This window comes from Streptomyces sp. NPDC047017, assembly GCF_040644175.1.
In the GTDB taxonomy this organism is placed as follows: domain Bacteria; phylum Actinomycetota; class Actinomycetes; order Streptomycetales; family Streptomycetaceae; genus Streptomyces.
On the sequence record NZ_JBEYVW010000032.1, the window covers coordinates 44848 to 61272 of the forward strand.

At 73.9% G+C, this 16425-nt stretch carries 15 protein-coding genes; 4 read left to right on the plus strand and 11 right to left on the minus strand.

Annotated elements, in window-relative coordinates:
* Window positions 1–4 precede the first annotated feature (4 nt).
* The gene (locus tag ABZ858_RS35620; protein ID WP_361388622.1) at window positions 5–142 is read right to left on the minus strand and encodes a hypothetical protein; all 138 of its coding nucleotides are present in this window, start codon (window positions 140–142) and stop codon (window positions 5–7) included.
* 139 nt (window positions 143–281) lie between these two features.
* Between ABZ858_RS35620 and ABZ858_RS35625 the strand changes: the two genes are divergently transcribed.
* Window positions 282–899, plus strand: a complete 618-nt coding sequence (locus ABZ858_RS35625) for a class I SAM-dependent methyltransferase (protein ID WP_361388625.1) — start codon at window positions 282–284, stop codon at window positions 897–899.
* Between the two features lie 36 nt (window positions 900–935).
* On the opposite strand, the gene ABZ858_RS35630 is transcribed toward ABZ858_RS35625, so the two are convergent.
* Together ABZ858_RS35630 and ABZ858_RS35635 are read right to left on the minus strand one after the other, a co-directional pair.
* Window positions 936–1448 carry a DUF402 domain-containing protein gene (locus ABZ858_RS35630; protein ID WP_361388628.1) on the minus strand — a complete coding sequence of 171 codons (513 nt, stop codon included), beginning with the start codon at window positions 1446–1448 and terminating at the stop codon, window positions 936–938.
* A complete protein-coding gene (locus tag ABZ858_RS35635; RefSeq protein ID WP_361388631.1) occupies window positions 1429–2358 on the minus strand; it encodes a GNAT family N-acetyltransferase in 930 nt (309 codons plus the stop codon). The genes ABZ858_RS35630 and ABZ858_RS35635 overlap by 20 nt, the downstream gene beginning before the upstream one ends.
* A 222-nt stretch (window positions 2359–2580) precedes the next feature.
* On the opposite strand from ABZ858_RS35635, the gene ABZ858_RS35640 reads away from it, so the two are divergent.
* Window positions 2581–2949 carry a GntR family transcriptional regulator gene (locus ABZ858_RS35640; RefSeq protein ID WP_361388634.1) on the plus strand — a complete coding sequence of 123 codons (369 nt, stop codon included), beginning with the start codon at window positions 2581–2583 and terminating at the stop codon, window positions 2947–2949.
* Window positions 2950–2994: 45 nt separating this feature from the next.
* Here the strand turns inward: ABZ858_RS35640 and ABZ858_RS35645 are convergent, their stop codons facing one another.
* Both ABZ858_RS35645 and ABZ858_RS35650 read right to left on the minus strand, forming a co-directional pair.
* Window positions 2995–3768, minus strand: a complete 774-nt coding sequence (locus ABZ858_RS35645) for a DUF72 domain-containing protein (protein WP_361388637.1) — start codon at window positions 3766–3768, stop codon at window positions 2995–2997.
* 53 nt (window positions 3769–3821) lie between these two features.
* Window positions 3822–4916, minus strand: coding sequence for a DUF5925 domain-containing protein (locus ABZ858_RS35650; protein WP_361388640.1), 1095 nt, complete (start codon window positions 4914–4916; stop codon window positions 3822–3824).
* Window positions 4917–5261: 345 nt separating this feature from the next.
* On the opposite strand from ABZ858_RS35650, the gene ABZ858_RS35655 reads away from it, so the two are divergent.
* The gene (locus ABZ858_RS35655; RefSeq protein WP_361388643.1) at window positions 5262–6677 is read left to right on the plus strand and encodes a xylan 1,4-beta-xylosidase; all 1416 of its coding nucleotides are present in this window, start codon (window positions 5262–5264) and stop codon (window positions 6675–6677) included.
* Window positions 6678–6693: 16 nt separating this feature from the next.
* Here the strand turns inward: ABZ858_RS35655 and ABZ858_RS35660 are convergent, their stop codons facing one another.
* The 6 genes from ABZ858_RS35660 to ABZ858_RS35685 form a co-directional block, all read right to left on the minus strand.
* Entirely contained in the window at window positions 6694–10596 is a 3903-nt protein-coding gene (locus ABZ858_RS35660) for a lipopolysaccharide biosynthesis protein (RefSeq protein WP_361388646.1), read from the minus strand.
* Window positions 10589–11368 carry a polysaccharide deacetylase family protein gene (locus ABZ858_RS35665; RefSeq protein ID WP_361388667.1) on the minus strand — a complete coding sequence of 260 codons (780 nt, stop codon included), beginning with the start codon at window positions 11366–11368 and terminating at the stop codon, window positions 10589–10591. The genes ABZ858_RS35660 and ABZ858_RS35665 overlap by 8 nt, the downstream gene beginning before the upstream one ends.
* A 20-nt stretch (window positions 11369–11388) precedes the next feature.
* Window positions 11389–12492, minus strand: coding sequence for a glycosyltransferase family 2 protein (locus tag ABZ858_RS35670; RefSeq protein WP_361388649.1), 1104 nt, complete (start codon window positions 12490–12492; stop codon window positions 11389–11391).
* On the minus strand, window positions 12489–13310 hold the full coding sequence (locus ABZ858_RS35675) for a glycosyltransferase family 2 protein (RefSeq protein WP_361388652.1): 822 nt from the start codon (window positions 13308–13310) through the stop codon (window positions 12489–12491). Before ABZ858_RS35675 ends, ABZ858_RS35670 begins: the two co-directional genes overlap by 4 nt.
* A gap of 386 nt (window positions 13311–13696) precedes the next feature.
* On the minus strand, window positions 13697–14791 hold the full coding sequence (locus tag ABZ858_RS35680; RefSeq protein WP_361388655.1) for a GNAT family N-acetyltransferase: 1095 nt from the start codon (window positions 14789–14791) through the stop codon (window positions 13697–13699).
* Window position 14792: 1 nt separating this feature from the next.
* Window positions 14793–15236 (minus strand): hypothetical protein, encoded by a 444-nt coding sequence (locus ABZ858_RS35685; RefSeq protein WP_361388658.1) that lies wholly within the window; start codon window positions 15234–15236, stop codon window positions 14793–14795.
* 263 nt (window positions 15237–15499) lie between these two features.
* Here ABZ858_RS35685 and ABZ858_RS35690 point away from each other — a divergent pair, with 263 nt between their 5' ends.
* Window positions 15500–16306, plus strand: a complete 807-nt coding sequence (locus ABZ858_RS35690) for an SGNH/GDSL hydrolase family protein (RefSeq protein ID WP_361388661.1) — start codon at window positions 15500–15502, stop codon at window positions 16304–16306.
* The last annotated feature ends 119 nt before the right edge of the window (window positions 16307–16425 follow it).

Below are 16425 nucleotides of genomic sequence, written 5' to 3' on the forward strand. Positions count from 1 at the left end.
AGGGTCAGCCTTCCGGCCACCAGGTGCGCGCGATGTCCTTGCGGACCTCGGGCCGCCCGGCGGGACGCTCGTCGGCCTCCTCCCGGACCCGGCGGGCGTCCGTCTTCCTCGTCAGGGGCTTCTGCACTGTCGTCCGGCGCATCGGGGCCTCCTTAGACGTCTACCGGGTTCCGTGTTCTCACGGAGGTAGACCCTTGTGGCGAGAGTTCCTCATCGGGGCGGGTCTGTCTGTGGTGGCGGTCACGGACCGGTTGTCAGTGGCGGGTGTCACCCTGGGGACCATGAGTGAGCGACTGACCACCGGCGGTGGAGCGACGGCCCTGGACTGGGACGCGCAGGCCGCCGTCTTCGACGACGAACCGGATCACGGACTGCGCGATCCGCGGGTGCGCGCCGCCTGGGCGGACCGGCTGCGCGGCTGGCTGCCCGAGCACCCCGCCGAGATCCTCGACCTCGGCTGCGGCACGGGCAGCCTGTCGCTGCTCGCGTGCGCACAGGGACACCGGGTGACCGGCGTCGACAGCTCCCCCGCCATGGTGGAGCGGGCCCGCGCCAAACTCGCGGGCCGGGACGCGGCGTTCTCGACCGGCGACGCGGCGCGCCCGCCGGTGGGCGAGCGGCGCTTCGACGCCGTCCTGGTCCGCCATGTGCTGTGGGCGCTGCCGGACCCGGCCGGTGCGCTGCGGCACTGGCGGGACCTGCTGCGGCCCACGGGGCGGCTGGTCCTCGTGGAAGGCGTCTGGGGGACGGTCACGCCGGTCGGCATACCCACGGATCGGCTCCTCACTCTCCTCGCGCCCCTCGCGTCACACACGCGTGTGGAACACCTGTCGCACGACGCCCTGCTGTGGGGCAAGGAGGTGAGCGACGAGCGGTACGCGGTGGTGGCGTCGGTGTGAGCCCCGCGGACGACCCCGGACGGGGACCCGCCCGGGTCAGGACAGCAGTGCGGTGAAGCCGTCCCGGCGGGCCAGCGCCTCCAGTTCGGCGAGCGCCGCCACGGCGGCCTCCGCCGCGCGCGGATCGCGCTCCGCCAGGCCGCTCGCCGCGAACTCGTCCTCGTCCAGACGCCGTACGTCCGTGCCGTCCGCCGAGCGCCACAGGTCCAGGTCGAGATCCTCCACGACCAGTTCCGCGCCCGTGCGCACGGCCGGGCGGGCGATGTCGCAGTACCAGCCCTTGAGCCGCCCCGTGCCGTCGCGGACCTCCTTCACCGCGTACCAGCGGTCGCGCCAGTAGTACTCGGTGAAGACGTCGCCCGGCTCGAAGCGCACGAAGCCGAAGTCGCGTACGCCGTCGCCCGCCCAGGGCGCCCGGACGGTGATCCGCGTGCCGTCGTCGGCCACGAGCACGCTCGCGTAACGGATCTTCTCCCGGCCGCCCTTGACCAGGACGACGGTCAGCCGGACCGTCACCGGACCCGCAGGATCAGCCGAGTTCGCGGACATGGCGCACCTCTGTCGCGCACACCTCGTAGCCGAACCACTCGTTGATCGCGATCATCGGCTCGTTGCCGGTGTCGTTGCCCGTCAGTGCCTCCGTGTACCCGGCGGCCCGGGCCCGGTGCAGCGAGTCGTTCTTGGCGAGCTTGGCCAGGCCCCGGCCGCGGAACTCACGGGCGGTGCCCGTCATGACCGTGGCGTAGCGGGTGCCGCCGTCCGTCCGGGCCGCCGAGAAGGCCGCGGGACGGCCGTCGACCAGCGCCACCGAGGTCAGCTCGGCGCTGAACAGCGGGTGCCGCCAGGTCTCCTCCAGCCAGGCCTCGTAGTCGGTGAAGTCGTGGTCCACGTCACTCGGTTCGTCCTGGACCGTCTGCGCGTCCAGCTCGAACAGCGGGCGCGGATCGCCGGCGAAGTCCGCGCCCCGGCGCAGCTCCACGCCCGGCGGCAGCTCCTGGCGCGGCGGGAGCGTGCCGCCCGCCAGGTCCAGGCGCAGGAAGTACGCGGAACGGCTCGCGCGGTAGCCGTGCAGCCCGGCGAAGGCGCGGTTGCCCGGCGCGTCCAGCACCCAGGCGTGCAACCGGACCGCACCGTGCGCGGCCAGGTGCTCCTCGGCGGCGCGCACCAGCAGCGAACCGGCGCCCCGGCGGGTGTGCCCGGGATGCACGTACACGTTGACGTTGCCCTGGCCGGGCTCGGCGCTCTCATGGGCCAGGTGCACCTGCGCCGTGCCGATCACCTCGCCGTCGGCCACGGCGACCAGCGGCCGGTAGTGGGCGTCGGGGTGCATCCGGGTCAGGTCGTAGGCGAGGGACTCGGGGGTGGACAGGACGTACGGCAGCGCGAGATGGCGGACCCGGGCGAAGCCTTCGAGGTCGGCGCGCGCGTCGGGGCGCAGTTCACGAATGATCATGGTCATGGGAGCGTACGTTACGGGGCGGCGCCGGGCGGGCGCCTCCCAATTTCCCCGCCGCCCCGCCGCCCCGCCGCCCCGCCGCCCCGCCGCCCCGCCGCCCCGCCGCCCCGCCGCCCCGCCGCCCCGCCGCCCCGCCGCCCCGCCGCCGCCCCGCTGCCTCGCCGCATTTCTCCGCCGCGTCCCGCCGCCCGCCCTCGCCGCCCGCCCGTGCGCGACAATCACCGGGTGACCTTGAGGATCCACATCGATGACGGCGCGGCCCCCTACGAGCAGGTGCGGGCCCAGATCTCCGAGCAGGCCCGGTCGGGCGCGCTGCCGGTGGGCTACCGGCTGCCCACCGTGCGCGCGCTGGCCGAGTCCCTCGGGCTGGCGGCGAACACGGTCGCCAAGGCGTACCGCGCGCTGGAGACGGACGGGGTGATCGAGACCCGGGGCCGCAACGGCACCTTCGTGGCCGCCGCGGGACCGGCCGCCACCCGCGAGGCGGCGGCGGCCGCGCAGGCCTACGCGGAACGGGTACGGCGCCTGGGCCTGGACGAGGACACCGCGCTCGCCGCCGCCCGGGACGCCCTGCGGGCGGCGTACGGGCGGTAGCTGGCCGCCCGGGACGGGGGGGCGGGGCCCCTGGCCGGTGACGCGTCAGTGGCGCGCCGGCAGCCGCCCCGGAGTGCGGGTCGGGTCCAGGCCCGCCCGGCGTGCCGCGCCCGCGAACGTCACCGCGTCGCGCACCGCCGCCCCCGTCGGGTCGTTGTTGAAGTACGCGTACACGTCCCGCCCGTCCGGCCAGGCCGTCGCGATCCGGTCGGCCCAGGTCTCCAGGGACCGCCGGCCGTAGTGCGGCCAGGCCAGGGCCCGGCCCACGTGGAAGCGGACGTAACCCCAGTCGGTGGTCGGCCACAGCGGGGTGACCGGGCGGCCGTGGGCGTCGGCCCAGCACAGGGCCGCGCCCCGCGCCATCAGGACGTCACGGACCCGCGGCGTCCACCACGTCTCGTGCCGGGGTTCCACCGCGACCCGGAGGCCGGCCGGGAAGCAGGCCAGGCACGCGTCCAGCAGGCCGGGATCGGCGCGCAGCGTGGGCGGCAGCTGGAGCAGCACCGGGCCGAGCCGGTCGCCGAGCCCGGCGGCGTGCGCCAGCAGGCGGCGCACCGGCTCCTCGGGGTCCTTGAGCCGCTTGACGTGGGTCAGGTAGCGGCTCGCCTTGAGCGCGACCGTGAAGTCCGGCGGCACCCGCTCCCGCCACGCCCGGAACGTCTCCCGCGAGGGCAGCCGGTAGAAGGCGTTGTTGACCTCCACCGTGGCGAACGCCGACGCGTACTCCTCCAGCCACAGCCGCAGCGGGCAGCCCTCGGGGTACAGCACCCCCCGCCAGTCCTTGTACTGCCAGCCCGACGTCCCGACGAACAGGGTCATACGTCCATCAGAACACCGACGGGCGCGCGCTTCAGGACACCGACGGGCGCGCGCTACAGGTACAGCCCGGCGTCCGCGCCCTCCCGCGGCTCGGGGAGGGCCGTCGGGGAGGTGCCCCGGCGCAGCGCGTACAGCTCGGCCAGGGTCGCCCCGTCCCGGCCCACGCCCTCCTCGGTCCCCAGCCAGTCCACCGCCTCGCGCCGGGTCAGCCGGTCCACCTCGATCCGGGCCAGGCAGCGGCCCGGGCGGACCACAGCCGGGTGCAGGCGCTCCAGGTCCTCGTTGGTCGTCACCCCGACCAGCACGTTGCGGCCCTGGCCGAGGAGGCCGTCGGTCAGGTTCAGCAGGCGGGACAGGGCCTGCCCGGCCGTGTGCTTGGCCTCGCCGCGGATCAGCTCGTCGCAGTCCTCCAGGAGCAGCAGCCGCCAGCGGCCCTTGCCCGTCGCGTCCTCCTCGCCGATGGCGATGTCCATCAGGTAGCCGACGTCGCTGAAGAGCCGCTCCGGGTCGAGCACGCAGTCCACCTGGCACCAGTCCCGCCAGGAGCGGGCCAGCGTGCGCAGCGCGGAGGTCTTGCCGGTGCCCGGCGGGCCGTGCAGCAGCAGGAGGCGGCCCGCGATGTCCTGGGGGGTGGTCTTCATCAGGCGGTCCATCGCGTCCGCGACCGGCGCCGTGTAGTTCGCCCGGACCTCGTCCCAGGTGCCGGCCGAGATCTGCCGGGTGGTGCGGTGCGGGCCGCGCCGCGGGGAGACGTACCAGAAGCCCATCGTCACGTTCTCCGGCTGCGGCTCCGGTTCGTCGGCCGCGCCGTCCGTGGCCTGGCCGAGGACCCGCTCGGCCAGCTCCGCGTCGGTCGCGGTGACCGTGACGTCGGCCCCCCGGTTCCAGCGGGAGACCAGCAGGGTCCAGCCGTCGCCCTCCGCCAGGGTCGCGCTGCGGTCGTCGTCGCGGGCCGTGCGCAGCACCCGGGCGCCCTCCGGCAGCAGGGTGGCCCCCGAGCGCACCCGCTCGATGTTGACCGCGTGCGAGAACGGCTGCTCGCCCGTCGCGAAACGGCCGAGGAACAGCGCGTCGACGACGTCGGACGGCGAGTCGGAGTCGTCGACGTTGAGCCGGATCGGCAGCGCGTCGTGTGGGTTCGCAGACATGCCGCCATGATCCGCCACCCGACCGCCCCGCGCACCCTCTTTCCCGGCCGAGCGCCCCGTGTCGCGCCCGGCGGCGCGCAGGGCCGCGAGCCCCGCCGCCGATCACATCGGCGGGCGCGCCACCGGCCGTACTGCCGGCGCGCCACCGGCCGTACCGCCGGCGCATCCTCGGCCGTACCGCCCACGTACCCCCGGCCGTACCCCCGCCGCACCGCCCACAGCTCCCCGGCCGCCCCGCCGACCCACCCCCAGCCGCACCGAACCCGAACATCCCCGAACCCCGCCCCGGCGGCGTTCTCCGCCCGTACTGTGGTTCCCGATGCGACGTCATGGGGGAATCCGGTGATGCGCCGGTGGCGGCTCGCCGCGCTGCTCGGGGTGGCCCTGGCGATCGCGGCCCTGGTGGTGGCGCTGGCCGACACCCGGCCGGACAGCGCGAGCACCGCGGGCACCACCCGCGACGGCGCCCGCGTGCACGGCACGCCCGCGCCCGGACCGCACGCGGGCGACCCGGACGTCGGCTGGGGCTTCACCCACACGCAGTTCAGCGCCGACCAGGGCAGCCCCGCCGCGACACAGCGCGCCGCGAAGCTGCTGGCGGCCGGCGACGGGCTGCCGCAGAACCAGGCGATCATGGGCTGGGGCGCCGACAACCCCGAACCGGTGAAGGGCCATTACGACTTCACCGCGCTGGACCGCCGGATCGACCTCATGCGCGCCTCCGGTGCCGCCCCCGTCATCACCCTGTGCTGCGCCCCGGACTGGATGAAGGGCGGCCGGGCCGGCGCGGACCGCACCGACTGGAGCAGGCAGGCCCTGGAGACCGCCCCCACCCCCGGCCACTACGCGGACTACGCCGCGCTCGCCGCGACCGTCGCCCGGCGCTACCCGGACGTGCGCCACTTCCTCGTCTGGAACGAGTTCAAGGGCTTCTGGAACGACGCCGCGTCCCGCTGGGACTACGAGGGGTACACCAAGCTGTACAACCTGGTCTACAAGGCGCTCAAGAAGGTCGATCCCCAGATCATGGTGGGCGGCCCGTACCTCGGCATGGACAGCGTCGACCCCCGGCAGGACGACGCCTCCACCGTGCTGCGCGGCCCCTGGGGCGCCCTGGATCAGCGGGTCCTGGACGCCTTCACCTACTGGAACACGCACAAGGCGGGCGCCGACTTCGTCGTCGTGGACGGCTCCAGCTACACCAAGGACGACGACCTGCTGCCCGACGAGTTCGCCGCCACCGACAAGCTGACGGCCGTCGGCCGGTGGGTGCGGCAGCAGACCCACGGCCTGCCCCTGTGGTGGGCCGAGTACTACGTGGAGCCCGCCGACGGCGACGACGACCGCAAGGGCTGGACCGAACCGCACCGCGTCGCCGTCCAGGCGGCCGGCCTGATCGCCATGGTCCGCGGCGGAGCCTCCTCCGGCTTCTACTGGAACCCCGAGAAGGAGGACGGCCCCGACTGCCCCGGCTGCCTGTGGACGCCCACCGGCGGCGCGGACGGCGGACGGGCGCTGCCCATGGACGGCCTGCTGACCCGCTTCGCCCGCGCCTTCCCGCCCGGCACGCGCTACCCGGCCGTGCCCGTCGCCGCCGGTGACGCGTCCGGCCTGCGGGTGCTGGCGAGCGACCGGACCGTCCTGGTGGTGAACACGCTCGACCGTACGGTCGCCACCCAGGTCGACGGCGAGCGGATCGAGCTGGCGCCCTACGAGGTGAAGTGGCTCGGCCGGCAGGCCGCCCGTGCCACCACCCCCTGAACCGCCCGGCGGCCGCTCAGCCCTTGCCCATCGTCAGGAACCGCTGCGCCAGCGAGGCGAACAGCACCGCGAGCAGCGGCAGCGAGAACCAGAAACTCCCCTGGAGCCACCGCAGTTGCCGCACGCCCGGCCGCAGCGCCACCCGGACCACCTCCCGGGCCGTGAGCAGCACGACCAGGGCGAGGGCCGCCAGGGCGCCGACCACCGACCACGGCGTCCAGGTCACCCGGGGGCCGATGGGGCCCGGGTGCGGCCGCGGCACCGGGTCCGCGGACGGCTGCCGCAGCGCGTACAGGGTCACGTCGTCGTTGCCGAAGACCTTCGCCAGCTCCGACCGCCCGTCGAGGTTGCGCACCAGCCGCGCCTCCCAGCCGGCCGGGTAGCCCGCGTCCATCCGCAGATACGTGGCCTGGCCCCGGTCGACCATCAGGTACGAGTTCGGTCCCGCGTCCTTGAGTGACTTGACCAGGCCCGACACCAGCACCGGGTCGCTCGGCGCCAGGGTCGGCACATAGTCGACGCGTTCCATGTCCCTGGCGCCCCACGGCATGGCCGGGGTGACCTCGTTCACCGGGTCCTGGCTCAGCCACAGCAGGCGCACGGTCGGCCGGTCGTGGGCGTAGACGTAGTCCATGGCCGCGACCTCGCCGGGCCTGACCCGCTCGAAGGGCTCGTTGCCCCAGCGGGCCACCAGGAAGCCGCCCATGAGCAGCAGCCCGGTCAGCAGCGCGGCGAGCGGGGCCAGGTGCCGCCGCCTTCCGCGGCGTTCGTCCGCGGTGCCGCCGGCCCGCGGGAAGAGCGCGAGCGCGGCGAGCAGCGCGGCGCCCGGCAGGGCGAACAGGAAGACCCTGAGCGCCATCTCGCCGCCGTAGGACTGCATGCCGAAGCCCAGGAACGGCACGAAGGCCAGCACCGGCAGCGACCGCTCGCGGTACCGGTTACGGCGCCGCCGCCACCAGCCCCAGCAGGCGAGGCACAGCACCGAGCCGGCCAGCAGCACCCGCGTGTACAGCACCAGCCGGTGGGTGGAGTCACCGCCCTGGATGCGGCCCGTCACGGAGGTCGACACATTGCCGCCGACCCCGCCGACCCCGCCGAACAGCTCGTCGAAGTGTCCCGACCAGTACGGCTCGGCCATGAAGCCCAGCCAGAACACCACCAGCACCGCGCACAGCACGGGCAGGCCGCGCAGTTCGGACCGCCCGGCCAGGACCAGCACCGCCAGCACGCCGAGCATCACGAACGGGGTGAGCTGGTGGGCCGGGACGCTCGCCGCGAACAGCCCGATCAGCACCAGCAGCAGTACGGTCTTCTGCCGCCGGCCGGTCTCCTCGACCTCCGCCTCGCCGGGCCGCAGCCGCGTCCACAGCACGCGCGGCGCCCGGAACCAGACCAGCAGGATCGCCACGAAGGCCAGGTAGAGCAGGTAGGTGAAGCCCTGCGGGGAGAAGTAGTCCTGGCCCACCCAGCCGCTCAGCACGAAGATCCACACCCCGGTCCACCGGGCCCGCCAGCTCGCCCGCAGCGAGCGGGTCAGCAGGAACACCGGGGGCAGGTAGAGGAGTTGGACGGTCAGCGGCCACCAGCGGATGACCTCGGTGAAGTCGCTCAGCCCGCAGGCCCGCCCGGCGAACGCGGCCACCGCGAAGAAGCCGGGCCAGCTCCAGCGCGCGTCCAGGTCGGGTACGGCCGCCCCGGTGCGGTCGATGTAGTCGATGAAACCGAGGTGCTGCCAGGCCGTCGGGAACCGCGGCTCGCTCTCGATCACCGCGGGCAGCGCGTGCAGCGACACCACTGTGGCGAGCAGGGTGACCAGCAGCAGTGCCCGGTGTTCGCGGCGCCGCCACAGCAGCGCGGCGAACACCACGACCAGCAGCGCGGCGCCCGCGAGCGTCGGCAGCGGCAGCACGGAGACCAGGCCGAGCCCGCCCATCCGGTCCAGCGCCGCGTCGTCGAGCCGCAGCGCGGGCACCCAGTACAGCAGCAGCGCGGCGAGCAGCAGACAGCCGAGGACGAGCCCGGAACGGGTGGGCGTCAGGCGCTGCCGCCAGGGGGGCGGGGGAGCGGCGGGGGGTGCCGTGTCCGAGGCCGGGTCTGAGGCTGGGTGCGGGGCTGGGGCTGGGGCCGGGGCCGGGGCCGGGTGTGGGTTCCGGCCCCAGTCCGGGTCCGAGTCCGGGTCCGCGTCCGGGCCGGGTTGCGGGCAGGTGGTCTCCCGCGCCGCCGCCTTCCGTACCGCCGTGGAGGGTTCCGGTGCCGCCTCCCGTACCGCCGTGGAGGGTTCCGGTGCCGCCTTCCGCGCAGCCGTGGAGGGTTCCGGTCCCGCTTCCCGTGCCGCCGTGACTGGCTCCCGTGCCGCCGTCGCGGGGACGCCCGCGGGCGGGGTGCCCGGGCCGGGGCGTACGTCGGGACGGCGTTCCACGTGGTCGAAGTCGACGTGGAGGCCGAGGGCCAGGGTGTCCGGCTCCCGCGCCCACGCGGGCCGCCGGTGCGGGGCGGGCCCGGTGATGTCCTCGCCGGCCCCCAGGTCGGCCAGGTCCCCGTCGGGCGCCGTGCTCCCGGCGGCCGCGACGGCGGCGGGCGCGGCCCGTACCGTCCGGTACAGCCGGGGCGCGGCGATCGCGACGATCACCGCGAGGCTGGAGATCTCCGCGACCCCCGCCCCGGTCAGCCCCATCCGGGGCAGCAGCAGCACCGTCAGCCCGAGCACCAGCACGCACAGCAGGCCCTGGAGCCAGGCGAGTCCGGCGGTGCGGCTCTGCGCGCGCAGCACCGCGAAGTAGGTCTCCATCACCACCCGCAGCAGCGCGCCGACCGCGAACCAGCGCAGCAGCGGGGTGGCGGCGTGCGCGTACCCCTCCCCGAAGACGTGCAGGATCCACGGGGCCAGCAGGAACAGCAGACCGCAGACGGGCAGCATGATCCGGGCCATCCGCCGCAGCGCCGCCCGGGTGTTCGCGGCCAGCCGGGCCGGGTCGTGGGAGCCCTCCACGGTGAGCGAGGCGCCCATGTTGATGGCGAGCAGGTTGACCGTGCCGCCGATGGTGGTGGTGATGTAGAAGTAGGCGTTCTCCGCCGAGCTGACCTGCGAGGCGATGATCACCGGCACCAGATAGACGACCGCGAGCGAGAACAGCGAGCCGGTGTAGTCGCCGGCCAGGAACCGGCCCAGCTCCCGGCCGGTCGGCGGCCTGGCGAGCCCCTCGGTGGCCGTGACGTGCCGGGGCACCAGGCGCCGGAACACCAGCCGGCCCAGCGGCACCACGGAGGTGGCGATGGCGATCACCCAGGAGACGAACACCCCGGTGGTGGTGAGCACGGTGGCGAGCCCCACCAGCAGTGCCAGCTTCACCGCCGAGAACACGGTGTTGCCCACCGGCACCCAGGGCGCGCTGCGCAGCCCGGTCAGCACCCCGTCCTGGAGGGTGAGCAGGTTCCAGGCCATCACGGCGGCGATGAAACCGAGCCCGTGGGCGAGGCCGTGCAGGAAGCGGTACGACGGCCCCCAGGTGTCCAGGGTGAGCAGGAACACCGCCGCCCCGCACGCCACCACCAGCGAACTGCCCGCGTACGTACGGGCGATCAGGCGGCCGGTGGCGTGGCCCGCGACCGGGATGAACCGGGCCAGGGCCCCGGTGAGCGTCACCGCGGTCAGTCCGGCCAGGAACTTCATGGCGGCGATCGCGGCGGAGCCCTGGCCGACCGCGGAGTCGGTGTAGTAGCGGGCGGCGACCAGCCAGAAGCCGAGGCCCAGCACCGCGGAGATCCCGGTGTTGAGCATCAGCGCGTAGGCGTTGCGGAACAGCTGGCCGCCGCCGGGGGAGCGGTCGCCGCGTCCGGGCAGGCGCAGCCGGCGTCCCGGCCGCTCGGGCGCCTCGGGTCCGGTGGTCGGTTCCTCGGTGGTGGTGGTCGTGTCAGACACGGGTACGGATGGCCTTCCGGCGGACCTGTCGGGCTCTGCGGATCAGGGCGTAGCCCCGGGTGAGGGCGCGGTCGCGGGCGAAGTCCCGGGCGATCCGGTGGCCCAGGACCAGCCGCTGGAACTCCTCGGGGGTGGTGGTGCGGCGCACGGTGAGCCGGTGCAGGGCGTAGGGGCCCTGGGCGCGGCGGGCCAGGCCGTTGCCGACGGCGAGCGCCTGCCGGAAGCCGGCCGCCCGCACCCGGGCGCGCACGCGGCGGCTGGAGTAGCCGTACGGGTAGGCGAAGGAGGCGGGAGCGGTGCCCAGTTCGGCGGCGACGGTCTCCTTGCAGCGGATCAGCTCCGCCCACAGGGTGTCGTCGTCGAGCTGGTCGAGCTGCGGGTGGGTGTGGCTGTGCCCGCCGATCTCCACCCCGCCGGCCGCCAGTTCGCGCACCTGGTCCCAGTCGAGCATGGTGTCCGGGCCGCCGCCGCTGTCGTGCGCGCCGCGCAGCCAGCCCGTGGCCACGAACAGCGTGGCCGGGAAGGCGTGGGCCGCCAGCACCGGCAGGGCGTGCCGGTGCACACCCTCGTAACCGTCGTCGAAGGTGATCAGGACCGGGCGCGGCGGCAGCGGCCGGGCGCCGTCCGTACGCCAGTGGGCGGCCAGTTCGGCGGTGGTGAGCGGGTGCAGGCCCAGGTCCTCCAGCACGGCCATCTGCTCCGCGAACGCCCCGGGGGAGACGGACAGTTCACGCGTGGCCGCGTTCGGCTCCTCGGTCACCGCGTGGTACATGAGCACGGGCACGGGTGCGTTCACACGGCTCTCCCCTCGCCGCCCGGCGGGGTGCCGGCGGTCCCGTTCGCTCCGCCGTCCGGGGCCGCGCCCGTGGTGCCGCTCCCGGTGCCGCCCGCCGCGATGTCCACGACGGAGAACGCCGTGCCGCCCCGGCGGGCCCGTACGCTGCCGACGGCGTAGCCGCCCGCCGTGGTGAGTGCCCCGGCGACGATCGCGGCGGCCCGGCCCGCGCCGCCCGGCCGGGCCAGCAGCGCGTCGCGCAGGCCGCGGGCCACCCCGGCGGGCAGCACCCGGGTGGTGTAGCGGCGCTCGGACTCCAGGCCCTTGGCCGCGCCGACACTGCGCGACACCAGCGCCTTGGACAGGCCCTCGGCCCAGGTCCGGGTGCGGAAGTAGCGGAACCGCTCGCGCGCGTTCGGCACTCGGTGGTGGATGACCGCCCGGTCGTCGATCAGGAGGACGGCGTCCGGCCGGGCGCGGCTGAGCCGGATGCACAGCTCCGTCTCCTCGCAGCCCAGCGGCCGCTTGTCGCCGTCGCGGCCGATGCCGGTGGCGAAGCCGCCCGCCGCGTCGAAGGCGGTACGCCGGAAGGAGGCGTTGCCGCCCAGGACGTTGCGCACCCGGGCCAGGCCCGGCGGCAGACCCCGGTAGGTGCAGCCCACCACCCAGTCGAACTCCTCCGGGAACCAGGCGGGCCTGCGGCCCGACGCCCAGATCGGCACGGTCCGGCCGCCCACCGCCATCACCCGCGGGTCGGCGTACCCCTCGGCGAAGCGGCGCAGCCAGTCCCGCTCGGCCACCGCGTCGTCGTCGAGGAAGGCGATGACCTCGCCGCGGGAGGCGGCGATGCCGGTGTTGCGGCCGGCGGACAGGCCGCGCGGACCGGCGTTGGCCAGCACCCGCACCCCGCCGCCCGCCGCGCCCTGCCCGGACCCCGCGGTGTACTCCGTCTTGAACTCCTCGGCCAGCCTCGTGAGGAGGACCGGATTGTGGTCGACGACCAGCAGCGTCTCCAGGGCCGGCCGGGACTGCGCCCGCACCGAGGCGACCGCCGCGAGGATGTCCTCCCAGCGGTCCTCGGTGTAGGCGCAGATCACCACGGAGATGCCCGGGCCGGTCAAGACACCTCGCCCGGGTAGGCGTCGAGCATCGGGGAGTGCCGTTCCTGGCGGCGCAGCTCACGCCGGTTGGAGCGCTCCTGGAGGATCACCTTGAGCACCCGCAGCCCGTCGCGCACCGCCCGCAGATTGCTGGCGCCGTGGATGCGCAGGTACTCGTGGCTGGGGATCTCCTGCACCTTGAGCCCGGCCTTGACCACTCTGATGTTCATCAGCGTCTCGACCTCGAAGCCGGTGCAGTCCAGCTCGATCTTGTCCAGGCAGTGCCGCCAGAACGCGTTGTACCCGTAGCACAGGTCGGTGTAGCGGGCGCCGAACTTGCGGTTGACCACGGCGCACAGGACCCGGTTGCCGAGCCTGCGGACGAAGGTCATGTCGTCGGTGCCGCCGCCGTTGGCGAACCGGGAGCCCTTGGCGAAGTCGGCGCCCGAGACGAGGGCGGAGACATAGCTGACGATCTCGCCGCCGTCCGCCGAGCCGTCGGCGTCGACCATCACGATGATGTCGCCGGTGCACGCCTCGAAACCGGTGATCAGGGCATCGCCCTTGCCCTTGCCCCGCTGCGGCACGACCCGCACCTTCGGCCACAGCCCGCGGGCCACCTCGACGGTGTCGTCGGTGGAATTGCCGTCCACCAGCACGACTTCGTGAATCCAGTCGGGAAGTGTCTTGAAGACGTAGGGGAGATTCTCCGCCTCGTTCATGGCGGGAATCACGACACTCACCGGCGGCGCGATGGCCAGGTGAGAGGAGATCGGCCGGTAGTGCGCGGCCGTCCGGGAATCGTGGCCCGAAGCGGGCGGGCGCAGAACGGAACTCATGCGTTGTGTCCCTCTCGTCCGGCGGACCGCCCACCACTGGGGCGGCCCGGCTGTGTGTCCGGTTCGAAAGGGGGGTTTCTCACGCGGAGCGCGACGGAGCCGTCTCCGTGCCCGCCGGGTGAGCCGGCGGAACTGGCCGTACTGCCACCGCGGTGGCAGCCGGTCGCGCGGCACGGCCCGGCCGGCACATGGCCGCCGGGCACGGCACCCCCCTACCGCGCCCCGCCTCGGTGCGCCGCGGTCCCCGAGCCCTCCCCTTGGACCGCACACCGGCGTTTCCGATGCGGGTGAGTTGTATGACGGTATTGATGATTGAAGCAGTATGGCAAGACCTGGAGTGGAACCTCACGATTTTGCTGCTTTTGCCGTCTCTTGATCGTTGATGTTCATTTTCTCGAACGGATTTTCCCTAGCTGTTTGAGAATTCTGTCTGCCGGTTCGAACAGTTCCGGCCGTGTCTGCACCGCGTTGCGCAGCGCCCGGACCGGGGCGCGCCGCGCCCGGTGTCCGGCCGCCACCGGGTGGCGGCGCGTCACCCACCCCTCGGACACGCTCAGTTCCCGTGTCTTGAGGGAGTCCTTGTATTCCTTCTGGCCCCGGCCGAGATCGAGGTACGCGATGCCGTCGGCGGCGGCCGCCTCGGCCATGCGCAGATGCATGACCAGCCCCGGGGAGTACTTCGCGAACGCCGGGTCGTACGCCGGGAACCAGCACGCCAGCACCCGCTCGGTGCGCAGGCCGAAGTGGGCGGCGACCGGGCGGCCGCCGGCGTAGAGCACCGACAGGAGCCCCGCGAACGGCTCCGCGCGGGTGTGGAACAGCCGGGTGACGAGGGCGGTGATCCAGCCGTGCGCGAAGCGGTCGCTGCGCCCGGTCCGCCGGTACTGCGCGGACTTCCAGGCCATCAGGGTCGCCAGCATGGCCGGGTCGCGCTCGTCGTGGACGTAGCGGACCGGGCCCGCGTCCCGGCCCAGCCTGCGGTCCTTGGCGAGCGTGGTCCGGGTGAACTTCGGTGAGCGGGAGCGCAGTTCACGCAGATAGGCGTCGTAGCCCCGGTCGACGTCCATGACCGGGGACGGGAAGATGCCGGAGGCTCCCGCCTCGAACGGCCGCTGGCCCTGGGCCAGGTGGTCGAACTCCCAGACGGCGAGCCGGCAGGCGCGCAGCAGCTCGCGGGTGTCGCAGCTGAAGCCGGGGCGGTGCACCAGGCCCTGGCAGTCGGAGACGCCGAGCCCGACGGCCCGGCCGACACCGGCGGCCGATCTCTGGAACGGGAAGAAGGCGGCTGGCTCGCCGCCCTCGCGGACCACCGCGACCCGCACCCCGCGTCTGCACCGGCCCACGGCGAGCGCGAACTCGGGGGACAGGAAAGGGTTCGCCAGCTCCGGCGAGCCGTGCAGGTGCGCCTTGGACTGCATCGCCGTCCACGCCGCCCGGTCGGCGGCGCTCAACTCGCCCGGACGGTACACGCCGATGTCCACGTCAGGCGCCCTGCTCTCGCGCCCCGCGACCGCCCGGCCGCCGCAGACAGGCCAGCAGCAGGAGCAGGGAGCTGATCACGGTCACGGCCGTGATCCCGCCGTGCACGGACCAGCGGTGCACGGCCAGCATCCCCTGGGCCACCAGCATGTCGAGGGCGACCGCGCCCGCCAGCGAGGCGAGCACGCGGCCGAACGGCTCCAGCCCGCGCAGCCCGGCCGCGATGGCCGCGCCCGGGGCCACGAGCAGGAAGAACAAGGTGAACGGAGCGCGCAGCGGGGAGTCCGAGTCGGTGAACGCGAGGAACGCGCCCGTTCCGGCCACGGCGGTGGCGGCACCCGCGAGCAGCGCCGACAGGCCGGGCAGGTGCGACAGGCCGTGTCCCGGGCCCGGCCGCGCACGCTCCGCGCCGTCGGTCGATGCGGTGTTGACACCTCTCGTCTGCATTGGCGACTTTGCCCCCCGAAGCGCCGGATGCCGGGCTTCAATGTCGCGCAGCCGCACGGGGGCCGTCAAGACGCCAAGTCACCCGTACGAGTACTTGTCTTTCAACGGTCTTCACCCACTCACTGGTGCGACGTGGTGTCAGTTGCGCTTGCGATCGCCCTTGTTCAGTTGAACGAGGGAGGAATTTTTGGCATGGACACTTCCAGTCAACCCGCGTAGCTGCTACCACGGACAAGGCAGAGATGCTGCTAAAGGGAGGTTCCATGAGACGTTCCCGAATCGCCGCATACGTCGGCTCTCTCCTGCTGACCGCCGGTCTCGTCCTCACCGGGACGGCCGCGGCGCAGGCCTCGCCATCGGCCGCGTCCGGCGGCTACGTGGCCCTCGGTGACTCCTACTCCTCCGGGGTGGGCTCCGGCAGTTACATCAGCTCCAGCGGCGACTGCGACCGCAGCACGAAGGCGTACCCCTACCTCTGGAACGCCGCCCACACGCCGTCGTCGTTCGCCTTCACCGCCTGCTCGGGCGCCCGGACGGACGACGTGCTGGCCAACCAGCTCGGCCCGCTCGACTCCGCCACCTCCCTGGTCTCGATCACCATCGGGGGCAACGACGCCGGATTCTCCGACGTCATGACGACCTGTGTGCTCCAGTCCGACAGCACCTGCCTGTCCCGCATCGACACCGCCAGGGCGTACGTCAGCTCCACGCTGCCCGGCAAGCTCGACAACCTCTACTCGGTCATCCGCGGCAAGGCGCCCTCCGCACGCGTGGTCGTGATCGGCTACCCCCGCTTCTACCTGCTCGGCCAGACCTGCCTCGGCCTCTCCGACACCAAGCGCTCCGCCATCAACGCGGCGGCCGACCTGCTCGACACCACCATCGCCAAGGCCGCCGCGAACCACGGCTTCGGCTTCGGTGACGTCCGCACCACCTTCAGCGGCCACGAGATCTGCTCCGGCAACTCCTGGCTGCACAGCGTCAACTGGCTCGACATCGGTGAGTCCTACCACCCCACGGCCGCCGGCCAGTCGGGCGGCTACCTGCCGGTGCTCACCAACGCGGCCTGACCGCACGCGAGACCCGACCCCACCGGGAACACGAGACCCGAACCCACCGGGAACACGAGGCGCGGACCCCATCGAGGCCGCGCACGAGTACGCGATCGAGCGGGTGCTGGAGTGGATCG

Excerpts from the sequence above, each read along its gene's own strand:
- ABZ858_RS35620 (WP_361388622.1), bottom strand. The coding sequence starts at position 142 with ATGCGCCGGACGACAGTGCAGAAGCCCCTGACGAGGAAGACGGACGCC.
- ABZ858_RS35625 (WP_361388625.1), top strand. The coding sequence starts at position 282 with ATGAGTGAGCGACTGACCACCGGCGGTGGAGCGACGGCCCTGGACTGG.
- ABZ858_RS35630 (WP_361388628.1), bottom strand. The coding sequence starts at position 1,448 with ATGTCCGCGAACTCGGCTGATCCTGCGGGTCCGGTGACGGTCCGGCTG.
- ABZ858_RS35635 (WP_361388631.1), bottom strand. The coding sequence starts at position 2,358 with ATGACCATGATCATTCGTGAACTGCGCCCCGACGCGCGCGCCGACCTC.
- ABZ858_RS35645 (WP_361388637.1), bottom strand. The coding sequence starts at position 3,768 with ATGACCCTGTTCGTCGGGACGTCGGGCTGGCAGTACAAGGACTGGCGG.
- ABZ858_RS35650 (WP_361388640.1), bottom strand. The coding sequence starts at position 4,916 with ATGTCTGCGAACCCACACGACGCGCTGCCGATCCGGCTCAACGTCGAC.
- ABZ858_RS35655 (WP_361388643.1), top strand. The coding sequence starts at position 5,262 with ATGCGCCGGTGGCGGCTCGCCGCGCTGCTCGGGGTGGCCCTGGCGATC.
- ABZ858_RS35665 (WP_361388667.1), bottom strand. The coding sequence starts at position 11,368 with ATGTACCACGCGGTGACCGAGGAGCCGAACGCGGCCACGCGTGAACTG.
- ABZ858_RS35675 (WP_361388652.1), bottom strand. The coding sequence starts at position 13,310 with ATGAGTTCCGTTCTGCGCCCGCCCGCTTCGGGCCACGATTCCCGGACG.
- ABZ858_RS35685 (WP_361388658.1), bottom strand. The coding sequence starts at position 15,236 with ATGCAGACGAGAGGTGTCAACACCGCATCGACCGACGGCGCGGAGCGT.
- ABZ858_RS35690 (WP_361388661.1), top strand. The coding sequence starts at position 15,500 with ATGAGACGTTCCCGAATCGCCGCATACGTCGGCTCTCTCCTGCTGACC.